16 protein-coding genes are annotated in these 20,150 nt (G+C 65.2%); 5 read left to right on the forward strand and 11 right to left on the reverse strand.

Features of this window, described 5'->3' with window-relative positions:
• Nucleotides 1-16: 16 nt before the first annotated feature.
• Nucleotides 17-1,750 (reverse strand): ShlB/FhaC/HecB family hemolysin secretion/activation protein, encoded by a 1,734-nt coding sequence (locus tag AC1DB0_RS29155; protein WP_476758074.1) that lies wholly within the window; start codon nucleotides 1,748-1,750, stop codon nucleotides 17-19.
• A 378-nt stretch (nucleotides 1,751-2,128) separates the two neighbouring features.
• On the opposite strand from AC1DB0_RS29155, the gene AC1DB0_RS29160 reads away from it, so the two are divergent.
• The 3 genes from AC1DB0_RS29160 (at nucleotide 2,129) to AC1DB0_RS29170 (ending at nucleotide 7,388) form a co-directional block, all read left to right on the forward strand.
• Nucleotides 2,129-2,962 carry a response regulator transcription factor gene (locus AC1DB0_RS29160; protein ID WP_054423052.1) on the forward strand — a complete coding sequence of 278 codons (834 nt, stop codon included), beginning with the start codon at nucleotides 2,129-2,131 and terminating at the stop codon, nucleotides 2,960-2,962.
• The gene (locus AC1DB0_RS29165; RefSeq protein WP_476758073.1) at nucleotides 2,955-5,774 is read left to right on the forward strand and encodes a hybrid sensor histidine kinase/response regulator; all 2,820 of its coding nucleotides are present in this window, start codon (nucleotides 2,955-2,957) and stop codon (nucleotides 5,772-5,774) included. The genes AC1DB0_RS29160 and AC1DB0_RS29165 overlap by 8 nt, the downstream gene beginning before the upstream one ends.
• A 309-nt stretch (nucleotides 5,775-6,083) precedes the next feature.
• Complete coding sequence (locus tag AC1DB0_RS29170) at nucleotides 6,084-7,388, forward strand: pyridoxal phosphate-dependent aminotransferase (protein WP_054423050.1); 1,305 nt, start codon at nucleotides 6,084-6,086, stop codon at nucleotides 7,386-7,388.
• Nucleotides 7,389-7,455: 67 nt separating this feature from the next.
• Here the strand turns inward: AC1DB0_RS29170 and AC1DB0_RS29175 are convergent, their stop codons facing one another.
• Together AC1DB0_RS29175 and AC1DB0_RS29180 are read right to left on the reverse strand one after the other, a co-directional pair.
• Nucleotides 7,456-8,334 (reverse strand): PhzF family phenazine biosynthesis protein, encoded by an 879-nt coding sequence (locus AC1DB0_RS29175; protein ID WP_476758072.1) that lies wholly within the window; start codon nucleotides 8,332-8,334, stop codon nucleotides 7,456-7,458.
• The gene (locus tag AC1DB0_RS29180) at nucleotides 8,327-9,295 is read right to left on the reverse strand and encodes a Bug family tripartite tricarboxylate transporter substrate binding protein (RefSeq protein WP_476758071.1); all 969 of its coding nucleotides are present in this window, start codon (nucleotides 9,293-9,295) and stop codon (nucleotides 8,327-8,329) included. Before AC1DB0_RS29180 ends, AC1DB0_RS29175 begins: the two co-directional genes overlap by 8 nt.
• A 224-nt stretch (nucleotides 9,296-9,519) precedes the next feature.
• Between AC1DB0_RS29180 and AC1DB0_RS29185 the strand changes: the two genes are divergently transcribed.
• Nucleotides 9,520-10,287 (forward strand): AraC family transcriptional regulator, encoded by a 768-nt coding sequence (locus AC1DB0_RS29185; protein WP_054423349.1) that lies wholly within the window; start codon nucleotides 9,520-9,522, stop codon nucleotides 10,285-10,287.
• Here AC1DB0_RS29185 and AC1DB0_RS29190 read toward each other — a convergent pair.
• The 8 genes from AC1DB0_RS29190 to AC1DB0_RS29225 form a co-directional block, all read right to left on the reverse strand.
• Nucleotides 10,284-11,945, reverse strand: coding sequence for an ABC transporter ATP-binding protein (locus tag AC1DB0_RS29190; protein WP_082387053.1), 1,662 nt, complete (start codon nucleotides 11,943-11,945; stop codon nucleotides 10,284-10,286). The two genes, AC1DB0_RS29185 and AC1DB0_RS29190, sit on opposite strands and share 4 nt — an antisense overlap.
• A gap of 4 nt (nucleotides 11,946-11,949) precedes the next feature.
• Nucleotides 11,950-12,840, reverse strand: a complete 891-nt coding sequence (locus AC1DB0_RS29195) for an ABC transporter permease (RefSeq protein WP_082387052.1) — start codon at nucleotides 12,838-12,840, stop codon at nucleotides 11,950-11,952.
• A 25-nt stretch (nucleotides 12,841-12,865) separates the two neighbouring features.
• On the reverse strand, nucleotides 12,866-13,807 hold the full coding sequence (locus AC1DB0_RS29200) for an ABC transporter permease (protein ID WP_054423042.1): 942 nt from the start codon (nucleotides 13,805-13,807) through the stop codon (nucleotides 12,866-12,868).
• Between the two features lie 60 nt (nucleotides 13,808-13,867).
• A complete protein-coding gene (locus AC1DB0_RS29205; protein WP_476758070.1) occupies nucleotides 13,868-15,418 on the reverse strand; it encodes an ABC transporter substrate-binding protein in 1,551 nt (516 codons plus the stop codon).
• 67 nt (nucleotides 15,419-15,485) lie between these two features.
• On the reverse strand, nucleotides 15,486-16,931 hold the full coding sequence (locus AC1DB0_RS29210; protein WP_476758069.1) for an amidase: 1,446 nt from the start codon (nucleotides 16,929-16,931) through the stop codon (nucleotides 15,486-15,488).
• A gap of 152 nt (nucleotides 16,932-17,083) precedes the next feature.
• A complete protein-coding gene (locus AC1DB0_RS29215; RefSeq protein ID WP_476758068.1) occupies nucleotides 17,084-17,557 on the reverse strand; it encodes a DUF2269 family protein in 474 nt (157 codons plus the stop codon).
• Nucleotides 17,554-18,810: an SDR family oxidoreductase gene (locus AC1DB0_RS29220; protein ID WP_476758184.1), complete on the reverse strand. Its 1,257-nt coding sequence runs from the start codon at nucleotides 18,808-18,810 to the stop codon at nucleotides 17,554-17,556. Before AC1DB0_RS29220 ends, AC1DB0_RS29215 begins: the two co-directional genes overlap by 4 nt.
• Before the next feature lie 162 nt (nucleotides 18,811-18,972).
• Entirely contained in the window at nucleotides 18,973-19,503 is a 531-nt protein-coding gene (locus AC1DB0_RS29225) for a GbsR/MarR family transcriptional regulator (protein WP_175170225.1), read from the reverse strand.
• Nucleotides 19,504-19,601: 98 nt separating this feature from the next.
• Between AC1DB0_RS29225 and AC1DB0_RS29230 the strand changes: the two genes are divergently transcribed.
• The gene (locus AC1DB0_RS29230) at nucleotides 19,602-20,138 is read left to right on the forward strand and encodes a DUF1697 domain-containing protein (RefSeq protein ID WP_476758067.1); all 537 of its coding nucleotides are present in this window, start codon (nucleotides 19,602-19,604) and stop codon (nucleotides 20,136-20,138) included.
• The last annotated feature ends 12 nt before the right edge of the window (nucleotides 20,139-20,150 follow it).

The raw sequence follows: 20,150 nt of genomic DNA on the forward strand, positions 1-20,150 counted from the left end.
TCTTGTCGTTCGCTGCTTAGTACTGCGCCGAGATGCTGAAGAACACGCGGGGATCTTTGTTGCCCTGGGTCAGGACATCCGAGCTGGTGGGCTTGGCCACTTCAAGCGTGGCGTACAGGTTCTTGCTCAGGTTGGCGCGCATGCCCGCGCCAAACGAGGACACGTTGGCGTGCGTCAGGGGCGCGCTTTCGCTGCGCGACCAGATGCGGCCGCCGTCGATGAACGAATACACGTGCGCGCCGTGCGGCAGGAATTGGTCGGTGGACACCGCGTAGCGCAGTTCCAGCGAACCGGCCACGCCGGAGTCGGCAGACATTTCGCCGTCGTCGTAACCGCGGCCGAAGTTGGGGCCGCCCAGCGCGAATTCTTCGCTGGCCAGCAGCGGGCTGGCGCTGTATTGCCCTGCGAAGGTGGCGACCAGCGACAGGCGTTCGGTGAGCTGTTGCAGACGCGTCAGTTCGGCGGTGAACTTCAGGAAATCCGAGCGGCCCTTGGCGCGCGAGGCCAGCTCAGCGCCTTCTTGCGTGGCGCCCATCGCGTTCAAGCCCTGGTGCACCGTGCCGCGGATGGCGGTGATGCCGTTCCAGCTGTCGGTGCGGTCATAGCTCAAGCCGCCGCGCAGCACGCGCAGGCGGTCGCGCGTGAAGGGCGTGTCGGTGATGTCGGTGGAGACATTGCGCACGTCGAACATGCCGAAGGCGCGCAGGTTTTCCAGGCGCGAACGGATCAGCGGGTAGGTGAGGGTGGCGGTGTAGGCCTGCACGTCGCTGGCGACGTTCAGCGGGGCCAGGTCGCGGCCCGGCTCGCTCTTGGCGTAGCTGGCGGCCAGACCAAAGGTCATGCCGCTGTCAGAGACCAGCATGTCGTAGTTGCCGGCGACGGCCTGGCTGCGATACGCCGGAAAGCCCAGGCGGCCGCTCAGCGTGAACGTGTCGGCGCGTTCGCCGAACGAATTCAGCGTGATCTGGCCGGTCATTTCGCTCCAGCCCAGGTAGGGCGAGCCGCGGTTGTCAAAGCCCAGGCGCGCGTCGACCGGCTTGCGTTCGCTTTGCACCACCAGCACCGAGCCGCCCACTTCCTTGGGCGAGGCCTCAAGCGATGCGCGCACGACCAGGCCGTTCAGGTCATTGGCCAGCAGCAGTTGGCGTTCAACCTCGGCCACATTGATGGGGCGCACGCCGCGCAGGCGCTGCACCAGCTTTTCCACCGCCGCTTGCGCGGGGCCGATATCGCCTTCGTACTTCACATCCGAGACGTAGCCTTCAACCACCACGATGCGGAAGACGCCGCCATCGACGGTCTGCTCCGGCACGATGACGCGCGTGGTCACATAGCCGTCGTTGCGATAGAGCAGTTCGATGTCATTGGCCATCTTGAAGGCGTCAGCGACGGTGATCGTCTTGCCCAGCAGCCCTTGATACAGCGCGCGCACTTTCTCGGGGGAATAGTGGGTAACGCCGTCCACGCGCATGTCAGTCAGCGTGAAGCTCAGCTTGTCGGCGCCCGCGGGGGCCTCGGACGCGCTGCCCTGCTGCACGGTCACCTGCGGCGCGGTGGTCATGCTTTCCGGCATGGCCGGTTGCGGCAGCGTGCGGCCCGGCTCGGCGGCCGACGGCAATTGCGGGCGCACGTTTTGCGCCGCGACCGGTCCGGCGGCAAACGCCAGGGCTGCGGCGGCAAGGCCAACTTGCAGGGAAATGGGGGACAGGCAGAGGGCGGCAGGACGGCAGAATCGGGATAGGCGGCGCATGGGTGCTCGGACGGCGGCTTGTTACATTTGGAATAGATAGATGCTATTTGACATATAAGTCACGCTTGGGTACACAACATTTTTGCAACCGCCAAGCGCGGATATAGGCCTTCGCTCATGACGCCGTCACTGGGCAGGTAGAGGGAAATTCAAGGAATTGCAGGTTCCGGCAGGCTGTGGCGGCAACGCGACAGCCGGGCGGAAAAAGTGGTTACCTAACCAGTTTCGCGCTGTAACAAACATTATCGTAAGTACGCAAATATTCCATTACTGAGGTTTGCTGGAATGCCAGGTAGGTTTGCCGCAAGGAAAATTATTCGAACCGCGGCCTCGGTTTTGTCTCCTATTGCCCACGCGAGCGTCGGCCGGCATGAAAGAATGCGCGGCATGAACGACGCCTTCTTTCCGATGGCTCCGGGCCAGCTCGCCGGTTTACGCGTGCTGGTCGTCGAGGACCGCCCCGAAGACCGCATGCTGCTGGTGGATTTCCTGACCAGTCAGGACTGCCGGGTCTATGTGGCCGAGGATGGCAACGACGGCTATCGCAAGGCGCAGCTGGTGCAGCCGGACATCATCCTGATGGACGTGACCATGCCGGTCTGCGACGGCTTGGCCGCCTGCCGTCTGCTGAAGGCCGACCAGGCCACGCGCGCCATTCCCATCATCTTCCTGACCGCGGCAGCCTTGCCCAGCGAACGGGTGGCCGGGCTGTCGGCGGGCGCGGTCGATTACGTGGCCAAGCCGTTCGATTTCGAGGAAGTGCGCCTGCGCCTGCTGATTCATCTGCGGGTGGCGTCGACGCCTGCGTCTTCGCCGGCTCAGGCCGCGCCCGAGACAAGCGCCGAAGACGGCACCTCCGCCGCCGCGGCAGGGGCCACGCTGGACGGCGTTCTGTTTCGCGCCGCGCGCAAGCTGCTGCGCGAACGCTTGGACCACACGCCCGAACTGATGGCGCTGGCCCAGGCGCTGAACACCAACGCGCGGCGGCTGAACCAGGCGTTCCGGCGCTGCGCGGGCACCACCGTCTTCGAGTTCCTGCGGGAAGAGCGCATGCGCGAGGCGCGCCGGCTGCTGTGCGAGACGGGCCTGGATATTCAGGCCATTTCACAAGCGGTGGGCTATGGCAACCGCGGCAATTTTTCCACCGCTTTCCGCGAGCGCTTCGGCATGCCGCCGACCGCCTTGCGCCAGGAATTTGATCCTCATGCCTGATCGTCGCCTGGGCTTGCCGGGCTGGCTGCCGCTTTCGTTGCTGTTGCCGTTGCGGTTGCCGTTGCGGTTGCTGTGGTCGTTGCCGTTATTGCTGTTGGCCCTGTCATGCCTGCTGCTGCCCGCGCGCGCGCAGGCGGCCGAAGCCGTGCAACCCACGCAATCCGCGCAATCCGCGCAATCCGCGCAACCTGTGCAACCCGCCCAACCCGCCGTGGACCTGAGCGCCGTGACCGGCAGGCTGCACCTCAACCATGAATTGCTGGGTATCGAGGACAAGACCGGTAAGCAGGACGCCAGCCAGATGCTTGACGGCCCCTGGCAACCCGTGACCCCCGCCTGGCTGAACCAAGGCTTTTCCGCATCGGTGTTCTGGCTGAAGCTGGACGTGCAGAATCCCACCGAAGGCTTCCTGGAGCGCTGGCTGTCGTTCGGCGTGCCCCGGCTGGAAGATGTGCGGTTCTATCTGTATCCCGACGGTCAGCGGCAACCGTACAAAGTCTTGCTGGCCGGCAACCGCGAGCCGCTCGCCTTGCGTGAAGTGCCGTCCTCCGTGTCCGTGGCGTCGTTGCTGCTGACCCCGGGTGAGCGGATGACGGTGCTGGTGCGGGTGCAAAGCCGCTCGGCCATCAGCATGGAGCCCACCTTGTGGACGCCGGGGGCGTTCGTGGGGGCGGCGCAGCGCGGCACGCTGATCCTGGCGCTGTTGATCGGCGCGCTGCTGATGGTGGCCATCTACACCGGGGTGCTGGGCATGGCTCAGCGTGATCTGGTGTTCCTGTTGCTGGCCGCCGCCATCATCACCGAAATTCTCTACAGCATTTCTTTCCAAGGCTTGCTGTACCGCTACGTGCTCACGGGCGGAGGCGAGGCGGTGCTGCGCGCGCCCAGCGTGCTGGGCACGCTCGCCGCTACCGTGTTCGGCTTCTCGGTGATGCTGTTTGCCGACTTGCATCGGGTGCGGCTCTGGCGCTGGGTGTATGGCACGCTGATCGTCATGGGCCTTGCAGGCACCGTGTGGGCGGCCGTGGGCAATTACCGCGTCAGTGCGCAGGCGTTGGTCGGGCTGGTTTTTCTGTGGGGCTTGGTCTGGCCTGTTTCCATGGCCGACGGCTGGCGGCGCGGGCATGCCAATGCGCGGATCTTCCTGCTGTCCTTCGCGGTGTATTGCGCCTGCCTGTTCCTGCGGCTGGCCTTCATCCATGGACTGCTGCCCGGGCGCTGGGAAGGCGGGCCTGAGGTGGCTTGGGATCTGTTGTCGGTCTCGCTGATGCTGGCCGTGCTGGTGCATGGGCGCACGCGCCAGCATCGCCAGGAAAAGTTGGCGGTGCAGCGCGAACTGACCGAGGCGCGCGAACGCGAACACCAGCGGCTGGACCAGGCCGTTACCGAGCGCACGAAGGCGTTGCAGGCGGCGCTTATCCAGGCCGATGAAGCCGGCCGCGTGCGCCAGGACTTCCTGGCGCGCATCAGCCATGACCTGCGCACGCCGCTGACGTCGATCATCGGTTTCGCAGACCTGATCCAGGCAGGCGGCCGCGATGACGCGCCGCGCGGCGCGATCATTCGCCGCAGCGCCGACCACATGCTGGGCATGGTCAATGATCTGATCGACTACGCGGCCGGCGCGGGCGGCCAGGCGCTGCGCTTGTCGCCCGAATATGTGCACGCGTTGCTGGATGCCGTGGCCAAGGAATCCGCCCCGATCGCCGCCCGGCAAAACAACCAGTTCGTGCTGCGGGTGTCGGAGTCGGTGCCGGCCGTGTTGGAAATGGATGGCAAGCGCGTGCGGCAGGTGCTGTCCAACCTGATCGACAACGCCGCCAAGTTCACGCGCGGCGGCGTCCTGACCTTGACGGCCGACTACACCGCGCCCGCCGCGGGCGAGGCCTCGGGGCGGCTTGCGCTGTCGGTGCGTGACACCGGCTGCGGCGTAGCGCCGCAAGACCAGCAGCGCATTTTCGAACCCTTCCAGCGGCTGGCGTCTGCGGATAACCAGCCGGGTGTCGGGCTGGGGCTGCCCATCGTTCAGCAATGGGTGCTGCGCATGCAGGGCCATATCCGCGTCGAGAGCCACGTGGGGCTGGGTACGTTTGTCTGCGTGACGATACCGGTCAGGAAGATGGATGAGTCCGGCATCTCGCACCACTACATTGCCGCCGCGCCGCATGTCTTGCCGACGCTGGATGGAGCGGGCATGCATCTTTGGCTGGCTGAAGATACGCCAGAGATCCGTGAGTTCCTGGTCGAAGAACTGGCCAGCATGGGTTTTCAGGTGCATAGCGAGGCCGATGGCCAGGGTATGGTCGCGCGCATCCAGGCTGACGACGCCCGCCGGCCCGACTTGATTCTGACGGACCACCGCATGGAAGGCGTCGACGGTTCGGCGGTGCTTGCCGCCGCGCGCGCGCGCTGGCCGGACCTGCCGGTTGTCGCGGTGTCGGCAACGCCGCACAACACGCTGGGCCTGGGCGGGGAAGACTACGACGCCAGCTTGCTCAAGCCCATCAGCCTGGTCGAGCTGCGCCATGTGTTGGCCAAGCTGTTGCATCTGGCGATCAAACCATCAGGCAACGACGCCGAGCCGGTTTCGCTGCAAGCGCCGCATTTGTCAGGCGCGGAGCTGGCGCAGGTGCAATTGCTTCTGGACAGCGGCGCTATTTCGGACCTGATCGACTGGGCGCGCGCGCTCCAGACGCGCGACCCGGCGTTTACGGACTTCAGCGAACAACTGCGGCGCATGGCGAAACAGGGCGACATCGGCGCGATTCGCAAGCTGTGCGAGACGATGGGCGAGGCATCGGGTCAGGAATAGTCCAGGGTGACGTCATTCAGACTGCAATTTACCCGCGTAGTCAGACTGCACAGATAAATTGCGGTCTGTCTGCACAAAAGTCCACGACGCTGGGCAAGCAGGGCTCGGAAGACCTGGTCTGGGGCTTGCCGGTGCAGGTGCCCGAGGGCAGGTAAAAGGCGACAGAACGGGTTTCGGGGACGGAGTTCAGGGTGCGCCGCAGCAAAGCGCCCGCCAGAGGGCGTATTATTTGCATCCATCCGGCGACCAAGCACCTGATTGATCAATGCGCCCGACCTGGATACGCGCGCATTCCACGGAACTCCGTTCATGAAGACCATTAGCAAATCGAGCAAGCTGGCTCACGTCCTGTACGACATTCGCGGCCCCATCATGGATCGGGCCAAGCAAATGGAGGACGAAGGCCAAAAGCTCATCAAGCTGAACATCGGCAATCTGGCTGTGTTTGGTTTCGATGCCCCCGAGGAAGTCCAGCAGGACATGATCCGCAACTTGCCGAACTCGGCGGGTTATTCGGACAGCAAGGGCATCTTCGCCGCGCGCAAGGCGGTCATGCACTACACGCAGGCGCAAGGCGTGGAAGGCGTGACGCTGGAAGATATCTATTTGGGCAACGGCGCGTCCGACCTGATCGCGATGGCCACCAACGCGCTGCTGGACGATGGCGATGAGCTGCTGCTGCCCGCGCCCGACTACCCGCTGTGGACGGCGGTGACGAGCCTGTCGGGCGGCACGCCCGTGCACTATCTGTGCGACGAGGCCAACGGCTGGATTCCGGATCTGAACGACATCCGCGCCAAGATCACGCCGCGCACCAAGGGCATCGTGGTCATCAACCCGAACAACCCGACCGGCGTGATCTACCCCGATCACGTGCTGCAAGAAATCATCGCCATCGCGCGCGAGCACGGGCTGGTGATTCTGGCGGACGAGGTCTACGACAAGGTCCTGTACGACGACGCCACGCACACCGCGATGGCTAGCCTGTCCACCGACGTGCTGACGCTGACCTTCAACTCGCTGTCCAAGAGCTATCGCGCTTGCGGCTACCGCGCCGGCTGGCTGGTGGTTTCGGGCGACAAGCGCGCCGCCCGCGACTACATCGAAGGCCTGGACATGCTGGCCAACATGCGTCTGTGCGCCAACGTGCCGGGGCAGTGGGCCATCCAGACCGCGCTGGGCGGCTACCAAAGCATCAATGACCTGGTGTGCGAAGGCGGCCGTCTGCGCCGTCAGCGCGACCTGGCTTACGAGCTGATCACCGCCATTCCAGGGGTGACCTGCGTCAAGCCGCAAGCCGCGCTGTACATGTTCCCGCGGCTGGACCCCGAGATCTATCCCATTGAGGACGACCGCCAATTCTTCCTGCAACTGCTGGAAGTGACGCGGGTGATGCTGGTGCAAGGCACGGGCTTTAACTGGTCGCGCCCGGATCACTTCCGCATTGTGTTCCTGCCGCACGAGACGGACTTGCGCGAGGCGGTTGCCCGCATCGCCAAGTTCCTGGCCGATTACCGCGCCAAGCACGCCAACAAGTCGCTGGCGTCCGTGGAGGCCGAGGCGGCCGAGAGCGCGGATGATTTGCAGCTTGAGCGGGCGAAGAAAACGGCGTAGTGGAAACTGCGTCAACGCAAGGGCGTCGCGGGGTAGCAGTTACCCTTCGACGCCCTTCTTGTTTACCTCACATCCACTGCGTGACGCCGCTTAGCCAACAGCCCTGCGCGTCGCCGCGCGCACGCAGCTGGATGGCAGAGGGCGACCCCATCGCCACGCCCTGGCGCACTGTGTAGACCTCACTCGCTGGCACGCTGCCGGTCTTGTTCAAGTAGCCCCACAAAGCTGCTGCCGCGATGCCGGTGGCGGCGTCTTCGGGGTAGCCGGATGCCTTGGGAAATTGCCGCGCGCTGGCGCCGTCGTCGCTCAGCGCGTAGGGATACAGGCCGGTCGATTCGATGGTTTCGCATACCTCACGCACCGCGCTGAAGTCAGGCGCCAAGGCGTTCAGCGCCGCCACGCTGGGCAACCGGATCAGCGTCTTCACGCGGCTGGTGCTGGCGTTGATCATGTGCAGGCCCGGCAGATCGGGATCAATACGCAGCACCGCCGCAATCGCGCGGTATTGCTCTGCCGTCAGTTCGGACGTGGTGACGGCGGGCTGCGAGACCCAGGCGCGGTCGCGGGCGCTATCCCATTCAATGTCCACGCTGCCGCTCAGCGTCTGCACGCGCGCAGACGGCGTCGTCCAATAGCCCCATTGGCGCAGCGCCCACAGCGTGCCCACGGTGGCGTGGCCGCACATTTCCATTTCATGGCCCGGCACGAAAAAGCGCAGCCGGCACAAATGGCCTTCGCGCTCGGCCGGCACCACAAACGATGACTCATGGCCGTGATGCGCCGCCAGCGCCTGCATGTCGCTGGCCGCCATGCCTTCCGCGTCAAGCACCAGCGGCACGGGGTTGCCGCCTTGCGCCGCCTGGGCGGGGTCAACGAACACGCGTAGCAAGGCCGCCTCGCCGGCAGGCGGTGGGGCAGGGGGGCGAGGGGGGTGAAGGTCAGTCAAACTGGACTCCGGTAGTGGTGATGAGCTCGCCCCAGAAGGCGAGGTCGTGAGAGACGGTGCGGCTCAAGGCCTCGGCCGTGTCGGGGCGCACATCCACGCCCTTAGCCGCCAGGTCTGCGGCGATGGCCGGATCGCGCAGCACGGTGTTCAGCGCAAGATTCATTTTTTCCACGATGGCGGGCGGCGTGCCTTTGGGAAAGGCCAGGCCATACCAGAGCGACTGCGTATACGTCGGCATGCCCTGGGCGGCGAAGGTCGGCACGTTCGGCAGGATGGGGGTGGCCTGGGTGGTGGCCACGGCAATCAGCTTGCCGCTCTGCACGAAGGGCGCCAGGCCCACGGGGTTGTCGAACATGATGTCGACCTGGCCGCCGATCAAATCCGTATAGGCGGGCGCCGCGCCGCGATACGGCACATGCGTCAGGTCCAGCTGCTTGTCTTTCTTGAACATCTCGCCCAGCAGATGCGACACGGTGCCCGCGCCCACCGATGCATACGTGCCGCTGCGGCGTGCCTTCAGCGCATCGATCAGCGCGGGCAGCGTGCTGGCCTTCAGCGCCGGCTGCGCCGCCAGCACATAGGGCGACGTGCCGATGAAGCCGATGTAGTCGAAGTCCTTCTCCGGGCGGTACGGCAGGTTCTTGTACAGGTTGGCGCTTAGCGCCGTGGTGCTGGTTGTGACGGCCAGCGCGGTGTAGCCGTCGGGCTTGGCGCGGGCGGCCTGGCCCGAACCCACCGTGCCTCCCGCGCCGCCCGCGTTCTGGATGATCACGGTCTGCTGCAGTTGACGCGTCAGCGCCGGTTGCAACGTCCGCACCACCAGATCCGTTCCGCCGCCCGCGGGGAAGGGCACGATAAGGGTGATCGGTTTGTCAGGCCACGCGGATTCGGCCCCCGCGTGGGCGGCAGGCAAGAGCAGCAGGGCGGCGGATAGCAATGCGGACGGCAGTGCGCGATTCATGAAATTCCCCTTGTATGTAATGGATTGAATGACCCGATCGTAGGGAGCCGCCGGCCCGGCGGCGAACCACCACGCGACAGCGGCTGATCCCGCATGCGACAGCCCGAACGCGGCGCGGGCGGCGGGCTTGCGTCAAAGCCGCCGTGCGCGGATACTGGCCAAACGCCTATTTCTTGCCGCCGCCGGGAATCCCGCTGGCGAACATCACGCCCCGCACGCCCCTCATGACGCGTTCCGTCCCGCTTTCTTCCAAACAGGATCTGATCGCCCAGACTGGCTTCGCCCTGGCGGCCAGCCGCCAGCCGCGCTACGCCTTTCACTGGCACGAGCACGACTGCGCCATGCTGCTGTGGCCGCGCGCAGGCGCGCTGGATAGCGCTTGGCAAGATGAAGAAGGGGCGCGCCGCCGGTGCCGTCTGGTTCGTGGCCAGGCGCTGCTGCTGCCGTCTCACGTCGAACACAGCACGCGCGCCGAGAGCGTCGCGCAGCAGCACGGCGAACTTTATCTGGCTCCGGAACTGTTGCGCGCTTGTCAGGCGGGGGGCGTCCTGCAGCTGGACGGCGCGGCGCAGGCCATGCTGGATGCGCTGTGGAAACCCGCGTTGTCGGCGTCGGCGCTGCCCATGCTGGTCGAAGCCTTGATCGCCCAGCTTGACGCCAGCCACCGCCAACAAGCCCAAACCCGCGCGTTGCAGGCGCCGTTGCCCTTGGCGCGGCAATGGATGGAGCTGCTGCGCGCCCGGCTGGAAGAGGGCCAACCCTTGCCGGCCATCGCCGAATCCGCCAACGCGCTTGGCGCCACCACTCGCACCTTGCAGCGGGCCTGCCTGGACGCCTATGGCCAATCCCCCATCGCCTTGCGCCGCAAGGTGCTGGCGCAGGCCGCGCGGCAACGGATCGCAATGGGCGAACCGGTTGCGAGAGTCAGCGCCGAATTGGGATTTTCCAGTAGCGGACACTTGGGCAGGCTGCTGCGCGCGGTGGAAACCTAAACCGCCGTGGCGGGCTGGGGTGACGCGTGGCCCGGAATGGATGCGACGAGCTCGCGCGTGTAGTCGCACGACGGCCGCAGGAACACATCACGCGCAGCCCCAATCTCTACCACCTTGCCCCGCTGCATCACCGCAATGCGATGGCATAGCCGCGCCGCCACACGCAGGTCGTGCGTGATGAACAGGATGCTCACGCCCAGCCGTTCGCGAATCGATTCAAGCAAGTCCAGAATCTGCGCCTGCACCGACACATCCAGGGCCGAGACCGCTTCGTCGGCAATCAGAATTTCCGGTTCCATCATGAGCGCCCGCGCGATCGACAAGCGCTGCCGTTGCCCGCCCGAGAACTCGTGGGGAAAGCGATCCAGCGCACTCGCATCCATGCTGACCAGCGCCAGCATGTCGAGCATGCGGGCATGGACCTGCCTGGGGTCCGCGCCAAAATTCAGCGGGCCTTCGGCCAGCGTGCGGCCCACCTTGCGGCGCGGGTTGAAAGAACGGAACGGGTCCTGGAACACCATCTGCACGCGCTTGCGATAGCTGCGCGCCTCGCGCGCGCCCAGTTTTCCCACGGCGTTGCCGTCAATGAAAATCTCACCCGAGGTCGGCGTGGCGAAGCGGGCCAGGCACCGGCCCAGCGTGGTCTTGCCGGAACCCGATTCGCCCACAATGCCCAACGTTTCGCCGCGCGCCAGTTGCAGCGACACGCCGCCCAGCGCATCGACGCGGCGGCGCTTCGACTTGAACATCGATTTGGTTTCGAAGCGCAGCGTCAGGTCGCGCACTTCCAGCACGGGCGGGTCGGAGGCGGGCAATGCCTGGGCGCGGAAATCTCCCCGGGGGCGCGCGGCCAGCAAGCGCTGCGTGTAGGGGTGCTGGGGGCGTTCCAGCACATCGGCAGCCGCGCCTTGTTCAACGATGCGGCCTGCCTGCATCACGATGACCCGGTCTGCAATTTCGGACACCACGTCGAAATCGTGCGTGATGAACAGCACGCCGTTGTCGTGGCGGCCACGCAGGTCGTTCAGCAATCGCAGCACCTGCGCCTGCGAAGTCACGTCCAGCGCGGTGGTGGGTTCGTCGGCGATGATCAGGCCCGGCTCCATCACGAGCGCCATCGCGATCATCACGCGTTGGCGCTGGCCGCCCGACAACTGATGCGGATACGCATACTGAAGCTTTTCGGGGTGCGGTAGCCGCACGTCGGAGAGCAGGTCCAGCACGCGGCGGGCGACGGCGTCGCGGCTGAGCCCCTTGGCATGGAACTCGAACACCTCTGCAATTTGGTCGCCGACGCGCATCAGCGGGTTCAGCGCCGTCATCGGCTCCTGGAAGATCATGGCCATGCGGTTGCCGCGCAGCTTTTGCAATTCGTCGCGTCCGGCGTGCGTGATGTCGCGGCCGGCCAGCAGGATTTGGCCGCTTTCCAGCGTCAGCACGCCCTTGGGCAACAAGCCCATGACGGCGCTGGAGGTCACGGATTTGCCCGAGCCGGATTCGCCCACGATGCAGACGATTTCACGCGCATGGACGGTGAACGACACGTCGTCCACGGCATAGCGGCGGTCACCGCCACCGGGCAGACGCACCTTCAGGCTGCGAATGTCCAGGATGGGCGAGGCGGACGGCATGGCTTGCGGCCGGGTTGCTGGGTTCATGGCGTCAGCTCTTGGTTTTGCGTGAAAGACGGGGGTCAAGGCGGTCGCGCAGCGCGTCGCCGAACATGTTGACGGCCAGGATCAGCAGGGCCAGGAACACGCCCGGCACCAGCACAATCCATGGCGCGCGCTGAAAGAACGGGCGGCCTTCGGCAATGATGCTGCCCAGGCTGGGAATCTCGGGCGGAAAGCCCAGCCCAAGAAATCCCAGCACGGCTTCGGTCAGGATGGCCGCGGCGCAGACGAAGGTGGCTTGCACCACCAGCGGGTTGATGGTGCTGGGCAGAATGTGCCGCCACAACACCTTGAGCGCCGGCGTGCCGGAACCGATCGAGGCTTCGACGTAAGGTTCTTCACGCACCGACAACACGACGCTGCGCACCAGCCGCGCCACGCGCGGAATCTCGGGGATAGAAATGGCGATAACCATCGTGACGATGTTGGCGCCGCCCAGCGCCACCATGGCCACCGCCAGCAGCAGGCCGGGAATGGCCATGATGCCGTCCATCAACCGCATGACGGGCGCGTCCAGCCGCCGCACATAGCCCGCGGCCAAGCCGATGACGAGCCCCGCGACAATCGCAATGAGGCTGACCAGCGCCGCCAGCGTGATCGACAGGCGGCCGCCATACAGCACGCGCGACAGCAGGTCGCGGCCCAGCGAGTCCGTGCCCAGCCAATACACATCGGACGAGCCCTGAAGCCGTGCGCGCGGCGTCAGTGCGCCGGGGTCATGGGACGCCAGCAGCGGCGCGCCGACGGTGAGCGCTACCAGCAGCAACAGCAGCAGCAACGAGCCGAGCATGACGGGGTCGTGGATGACGGCGCTTGCAGCTTGACGCCAGCGCGAAGGCGGCGGCGCGGCGGGCAGGGCAGAGGCGGGAGAGGTTGACATCAGATAACTCCGGATCGTCCGCGGGTCAGTAGCGGATACGGGGATCAAGCACGACGTAGGCCATGTCGATCAGCAGATTGACGAACACGTAGATGAACGAGAAGAACAGAATGGTTCCCTGCACCACGGGGTAGTCACGGGCCAGCACCGAGTCAACGATCAGCCGGCCCACGCCCGCGATGTTGAAGATGGTTTCGGTGACCACCACGCCGCTGATCAGCGTGGTCAGCGCCACGCCCACGATGGTGACGATGGGAATCGCGGCATTGCGCAACGCATGGCGAAACAGCACAAAGCGTTCGGTGACGCCCTTGGCCCGCGCCGTGCGCACAAAGTCTTCGCCCAGCACATCCAGCAGGCTGGCCCGCGTGATGCGCGTGATCAGCGCCACAAACACCATCGCCAGCGTTACGGTGGGCAGCAGCAGGTGCTGCGCATACCGGCCCACGCCATCGGCAAGCGGCGAATAGCCCTGCACCGGCAGCCAGTTGAGCTTCACCGAGAACACCAGAATCAACAGGTACGCCACGACGAACGCCGGCACAGAAAACGCCAGCACCGCGCCAGCCATGATGCCGCGATCCGCCAGGCCCCGATGCCGCCATGCCGCCAGCACCCCCAACGGTATCGCCGTGGCGATGGTCAGCAGGATGGCCCACGCGGCCAGCGAGAACGTCGGGCCCAGCCGCGCCTTGATGAGCGTGGTGACGGGCTGCTTGGATTGGATCGAATGGCCCAGATCCCCTTGCACCAGCGCGCCCATCCAGCGCAGGTATTGCGTGCCGATGGACTGGTCCAGGCCCATCTCTGTGCGGATTTGCGCGATGGACGCTTCGCTTGCCATGTCGCCCGCAATGACGCGGGCGGGGTCGCCCGGCGCCATGCGCAGCATCAGAAACACCACCGTGGCCACGATGAGCATCACCGGAATCGCCGCCAACAGGCGCTTAAGGATGAGTTCAATCATGGCGTGCTACCAGAACAGCGGGATCTGCGCGTCCGTCATGCGTCCCAGCTTGGCGGCGTTCTAGCCCTTCATCTTGGAATACGTGCCCAGCGGAATGAAGAACACCTGGTCGTAGTTGAGCTTCTGAATTTGCAGGGCGATGTCCTTTCTGCGGGCCGGGTCGTCCGTTTCCGCAAATTGGTCACGCAGCTTTTCCATCTGTTCGCTCTTGGACCAGCCGACATAACCCGCCGTGCCGCGCCCATCCAGGTTGGGATTGGTCAGCGGGTTCATCAGGTCCAGGCTGGTGAAACCCGTCTGGAAGATGCTCCAGCCACCTTCTGCCACCGGGTCTTTCTTCGAATAGCGCGACAACAAGGTCGCCCAGTCCATGGACTGGATTTCGACGTTCATGCCGATGGTCTTCAACGCCTGCGCGGTGACGGACGCCAGGCTGGCCAGCACGGGCAGGTCGGTCGGATGCAGAATCACGACCTTGCTGCCGTCGTAACCGCTGTCTTTCAACAGCGCCTTGGCGTGCGCCAGGTCAGGCTCTTTGGTTTGCGTGGCGCCGTCCTCTGACGCGTAGGGCGAATTGCAGCTCAGCACCGCGCCGCACAGCTTGACCATCTTCTCGTCGCCAATCTGCGCGGCAAGATAGTCGCCTTGATACACGGCGGCGAGCACAGCGCGGCGCACCTTCACGTTGTCAAAGGGCGGTTGCAGCCAGTTCATGCGCATCGTGAAAATGTTCGTGCTGTCGCCATAGGACTTCAGCGCCACGCCCTTCGCGTCCGCCAGCTGCGGCAGAAGATCGGGCGGCACGTCTTCAACAAAGTCGATCTCGCCGCGGCGCAGCGCGTTCACGGCGGTCTGCGAGTCAGAGATGTTGACCAGTTCCAGCCGGTCAACGACGGCGGCCTTGGCGCCGGCGAACCCGCTGGCCGGTTCCTTGCGCGGCACATAGTCCGTGAACTTCACGTAGGTCGCTTTCACGCCGGGCTGGAAGTCCGCCGCCACGAACTTGTACGGACCCGAGCCGATCACTTCGGTGATCGTCTGCGAGACCGGCACGGACGCGATGCGCTTGGGCATGATGAACGGCACGGGCGACGCGGGCTTGGCCAAGGCGTCGATCAGCATGCCGAACGGCTGCTTGAGGTGGAACACGATGGTCGTGGCATCGGGGCTTTCCAGGCTGCGGGTGGCGGCCATCAGGCGCAGGCCCAGCACATCGCGTTCGGCCCAGCGCTTGAGCGAGGCCACGACGTCTTCACCCGTGACCGGTGAGCCATCATGGAACTTCAGGTTTGGGCGCAACGTCAGCGTAACGGTCAGCCGGTCGGGGCTTTCCTGCCAGCTTTCCACCATTTCCGGCTGCGGCTTGCCATTGGCGTCCAGCGCGAACAGCGTGTCGAACACCATGTAGCCGTGGTTGCGGGTGATGTAGGCGTTGGTCAGGATGGGGTCGATCACGCGCAAGGGCGCCTGCATGACGATCTTGGCGGTCGTTTCGGCGTGCAGCGTGCTGATGGGCGCAAGCGTTGCCGTCAGTGCGGCGGCGCAAAACAAGGCGGGGGCAAACGCGGCGGGCGCGCGGACGCGTCCCAGGCCGGGATTCAATTTTTTCATACCGATACCTTCAAGGTGAGGGTGAATCAGGCGAAACGGGGCAAGGCTCGGCGGCGAGCCTTGCCGATCAGCCGAACTGCGGTCTGCGTGCGGCCCACGGGGCCAGGCGCTCAAGCTGCGCCGAGAGTTCAAGCACGATGTCTTCACGCCCGAAATGGCCGATCAACTGCGTGGCGACGGGCAAGCCGTTGGCCGTCCACGACAGCGGCAGGCTGGCGGCGGGCAATCCCGCGCCATTGATGACGGGAAGAAAGGTGGAATACGTTGCGGCACGCGCCCGGTAATCGCGAAAACCCAGACCGTCGGACGTGTTCAATGCCAGGTAGTCGAGCTTGCAGGGAAGCTGCGCCAGCGTCGGCGTCAGCAGCACATCCACGTCAGCCATCGCCGCGGCAAACGCGCGCCCCACGGCATGCAGGCGTGATACCGCGTCGATGTACGCCACGGCGTCGAGCCCCTTGCCGACGTGATAGCCGTCGAGAATGACGGATTCAAGGTCGCCATCGCGCAACGCGCGGCCAAGCAGCTTCAGGCGCGCGTCCACGGCCACGACGATGTTGCTGGCCAGGATGCTGCCGTGCGCATGGACGAAGCCGTCGTAGTCGATGACGGGCAAGGGCGCTTCGAACACCTTGTGCCCCAGGCGCTCAAGCAGCGTTGCGGTATGCGTGACGGCGGCGTCGCACTCCGGCGCAATCGTGATGCCATTCCAGCCGTTGCGCAGGATGCCCACGCGCAGCGGCCGAACGGCTTGTTCGCGTACCGCATCGATGAACGAACGCGGCTTGGGCGGCGAGCCATACGGCGCGCCGGGCTCGTAGGCGTCGATGCTATCCAGCGCTGCGGCCGTGTCGCGCACGGAAATGCTTAGCACGCCATCTGTCGACATGCCGGCCCATCCTTCGCCGCGCATTGGCCCCATCGGCACGCGGCCCCGCGATGCCTTCAATCCGAACACGCCGCAGCAGGCGGCCGGAATGCGGATGGAGCCGCCGCCGTCGCTGCCGTGCGCCACCGGTACGATGCGCGCCGCCACGGCCGCTGCCGCGCCACCGCTGGAGCCACCCGCCGAGCGTGTGCGGTCCCAAGGGTTCAACGTGGCGCTGCCGTTGCGCACGGCCTCGGTAGTGCCGGCCATGCACAGTTCCGGCACGGTCGTGCGCGCAAACGGGATGAAGCCCGCCGCTTCGAATCGGTTGGCGACGGTGGCGGCGTACGAGTAGGTGGTGTCGTTGAACAACGCCGAGCCGATGCTGGACGGAAACCGCTGGTGGGCGAAGCCGGAGTCCTTCAGCAGAAAGGGAATGCCGCGAAACGGGCCGCGTGGAGTCCAGTCTGCCGCGATGCGGCGCGATTCGTCGTAGCGCGGGTAGGTGATGGCGTTAAGCGTGGGATTGCGCGCTTCGGCCAATGCGATGGCGCAATCCATGAGCTCGGCGGACGTGGCCTCGCCGCGCTCGAGCAAGTCGGCCAGCGCAAGGCCGTCCAGGCGCTCGTAGTCGGTGGTTTGCATGTTTCCCCTTGTATTTGCTGCCTGTGTCGTTCACGGCAGATGCAAAGTCTAGGGATGCATGTGGCAGGGGCCAAACCCGGATGCGACAGTGCGCCCGTCCCAAATGCGACATGCCCAAGGACGTTGGGGAAAACTCGGGGGGCCTTTGAAACCTACAGCGCGGGCTTGAACACCATCAGGAAATACACGGCCACCATCGCCAGGAACGCCGGGTAGCCCAGGCCTTCCCACCACCGCGCAAAGCGCCAGTAGCGTGCGGGCAGCGCCGTATCGCCGGCCGTGTGCGCAGCGCCCGCCATCTTGGCCATTTCGTATTGCAGCCACACCACCGGCAGCCAGCACACGCCCGCCAGCAGATACAGCGCAATCGACACCAAGATCCAGGGCGTGTTCCATTGCCAGCCGGCCGCATGCGCCAGCCACAACCCCGACAAGGGCTGGATGACGACGGCGGGCGTGGTGAACCACAGGTCGGCGCGAACCACCAGTTTCGACACCGCGCTGATTGCCGGGATGTTGCCGGTGCGGTTGGCGAAGAACAGATAGAACGCCGTGCCAAAGCCCGTGCCCACGAGCAGCACCGACGAGAGAATGTGCAGGGTCTTGATGGTCAGGTACGGGTTCATGGCTTGGGTTCCTCGGTAAGCAGAATGAAGAGCAGCGCGACGACGGCGGCGTTTTTCAGGACCGGGCCGAACGGGTGCAACAGGAATTCGGGCAAGGCGACGGCGATCACGGCCGTGTACCCCAGCACCAGCGCCAGCTGCGCGGCCCACAGGCGCCGGCCGGGCCACCAGAGCGTGGCCACGCCGAAGGCGAAGTCCAACCCGGCCGCCAGATACAACGCCGCTACCGCCGCGCCGCCATGCAGGCCGACCGGTTCCAGCAGCTTCACGCTGCCCGCAACGGGATAGAGCCAGGCGCTGCATATCGCCGTCCAAAACCAGATCAGCGCCAGCGCGCCGCGCAGCAGGCCGGGGCGCCAGGCCGCCAGCGCCTGGTGGCGCAGCGCCAGCGCATCGGCAGGCGCGATGAAGGATTCAATGCCGGCGGGCGGGCGGCCCAATGCGTGAGTGGTGGTGGCGGCGTCGGCGGTGTTGCCGGCGCGCAGCATTCGCCAGGTGTCGCGCGTCAGCAAAGAGCCGGGAAGCCGGTTCAGCAACACCGCGCCGGTTGACACCAGCCAGGCTGGCACGGGCACCTGCGATGCGGGCGCGAACCCCATGGATGCCCGGTACGCCGCCAGCATCTGGCGAAACGCCACCTCGGTGCCGCCGACCAAGTCGAGCACGGCCGGGCCGTCAGCATCGCCACGCAGCAAGCGGACGACGATCTCGGCCAGTTCATTCACATGGATCGGACGCAGCGTCTGGTGACCGCCGCCGGGCAGCAGATGCACAGGCATGGTTGACAGCGCCCGGAAGAATCGCGCCGATGCGCCGTCTACGCCATACACCAGCGCCGGCCGCAGGATGTGGTGCGCGATGGGCAGCGACTGCAAATAATCGTCGGCGGCGCGCTTGCTTTGGAAGTAGGGCGTATCGCCATGCTCGGCGCCCAGCGCCGACAGTTGCACGATGTGCCGGACGCCCGCGCGCTGGGCGGCATCGAACAAGGCAATGGGCGCGCGCTGGTGGACGTTGTCAAACGTGGCATGGGCGCTTTCAATCAGGATGCCAACGGCGTTGATGACCACATGAATGCCGCGCAGCCGATCCGTCCAGGCGGCCGGGGCGGTGTCCGCCATGTAGTCGATGGCGATTTCGTCCGGCCCGGTTGGCACGCGCACGCCTTTCAGCACGCGGTGGCCGTCGCGCGCCAACGCCTCGCATAGGGCACGTCCTACAAAACCGCGGGCGCCGCAAACCAGGATGTTCATGCCGTTGCCTTGTTGGAGTAAGCCGTTCATGGCGGTTATGAATGCAGGTGAAGAATGCAGGTGAAGAATGCGGATTTAAAGATTCTTCGGTTTCTGCAATTTCTGTACAGACAGAAATAGCAGATCAAAAAAAGGGCGCGGCTTTTCACGCGCCCTGGGTGGCTACGCCTTGCCGCGCCGCATGGTCTTGCTGATTTTCGCGCCCATGCCCAGCGTCTTCATCAAGGTTTCGGGTTTCATACGCAGCATCTCGTCCGACCACGTCGTCAGGATTTCCAGGAATTCCAGCGTCTCGCGCACGCGTTGCTCGGTGGCGCGGCTTTCGTTTTCGATTTCGGGGCTGGCCAGGCTATCGCGCAGCATGGTCAGCGTGGGGTCGATCTCGCGTTGCCGGCGGCCTTCGACGATGAGCTTGAACAGCTCCCAGATATCGGTCGACGTTTCAAAGTGGTCGCGCCGGTCTTCCATTACATGCACCACGCGCGCCAGCCGCCACGCCTGCAACTCCTTCAGGCTGTTGCTGACGTTCGAGCGCGCAACGCCCAGCGTGTCGGCAATTTCTTCAGCGGGAACGGGGCGGCCCAGCAGATAGAGCAGGGCGTGGATCTGGGCGACCGTGCGGTTCACGCCCCAGCGCGAACCCATTTCGCCCCAGTGCAGGATGAATCGTTCGGCGATGGGTGTGAGTGTCATGGAAGCCACTGTAGGAGGTTTCTGTTATTTCTGTCAAGACAGAAATAACAGAAACCAACTATGCTGCCCGGCATCGCAATTTGCCCAGATGCCGGACCATGAAGACAACGATCATTCTGTTGCGCGGCGTAATGCCAACGGGAAAGAACAAGGTGCTGATGGCGCCGCTGCGTGCGGCGCTGGAAGCGGCGGGCTTGCACAATGTGCGCACATACATCCAAAGCGGCAACGTCATTGCGTCCACCAAGCTGGGTCAGGCGTCCGTTGAAGACCTGGTGCATCGCGTCATCCACGAGCAGTTTGGCGGCGATATCAAGGTCTTGGCCCGGCCGCCGTCCCATTTGATCGATGCGCTGGAAAACAACCCGTTCAAGCGGGAAGACCCCGCCAAGCTGTACTTCACGCTGCTTGCCTCCCAACCGGAAGGCGCCATGCTGTCGTCGTTTCACGGGCTGAGCCACGCGCCGGATCAGGTGCAAGTGGTGGGGGACATGGCCTATGTGTTGTGCGCCACGAAATACAGCGATCTGAAGGCCAACAACAATTTCATCGAACGAAAGCTGAAGGTGGCCGCCACCACGCGCAACTTCAACACGATGTCGAAGCTGATAGCGCTAAGCGCGGCTGGCGAATAAGCCCGAGGGATA

It is taken from the genome of Achromobacter sp. 10T422, assembly GCF_056394065.1.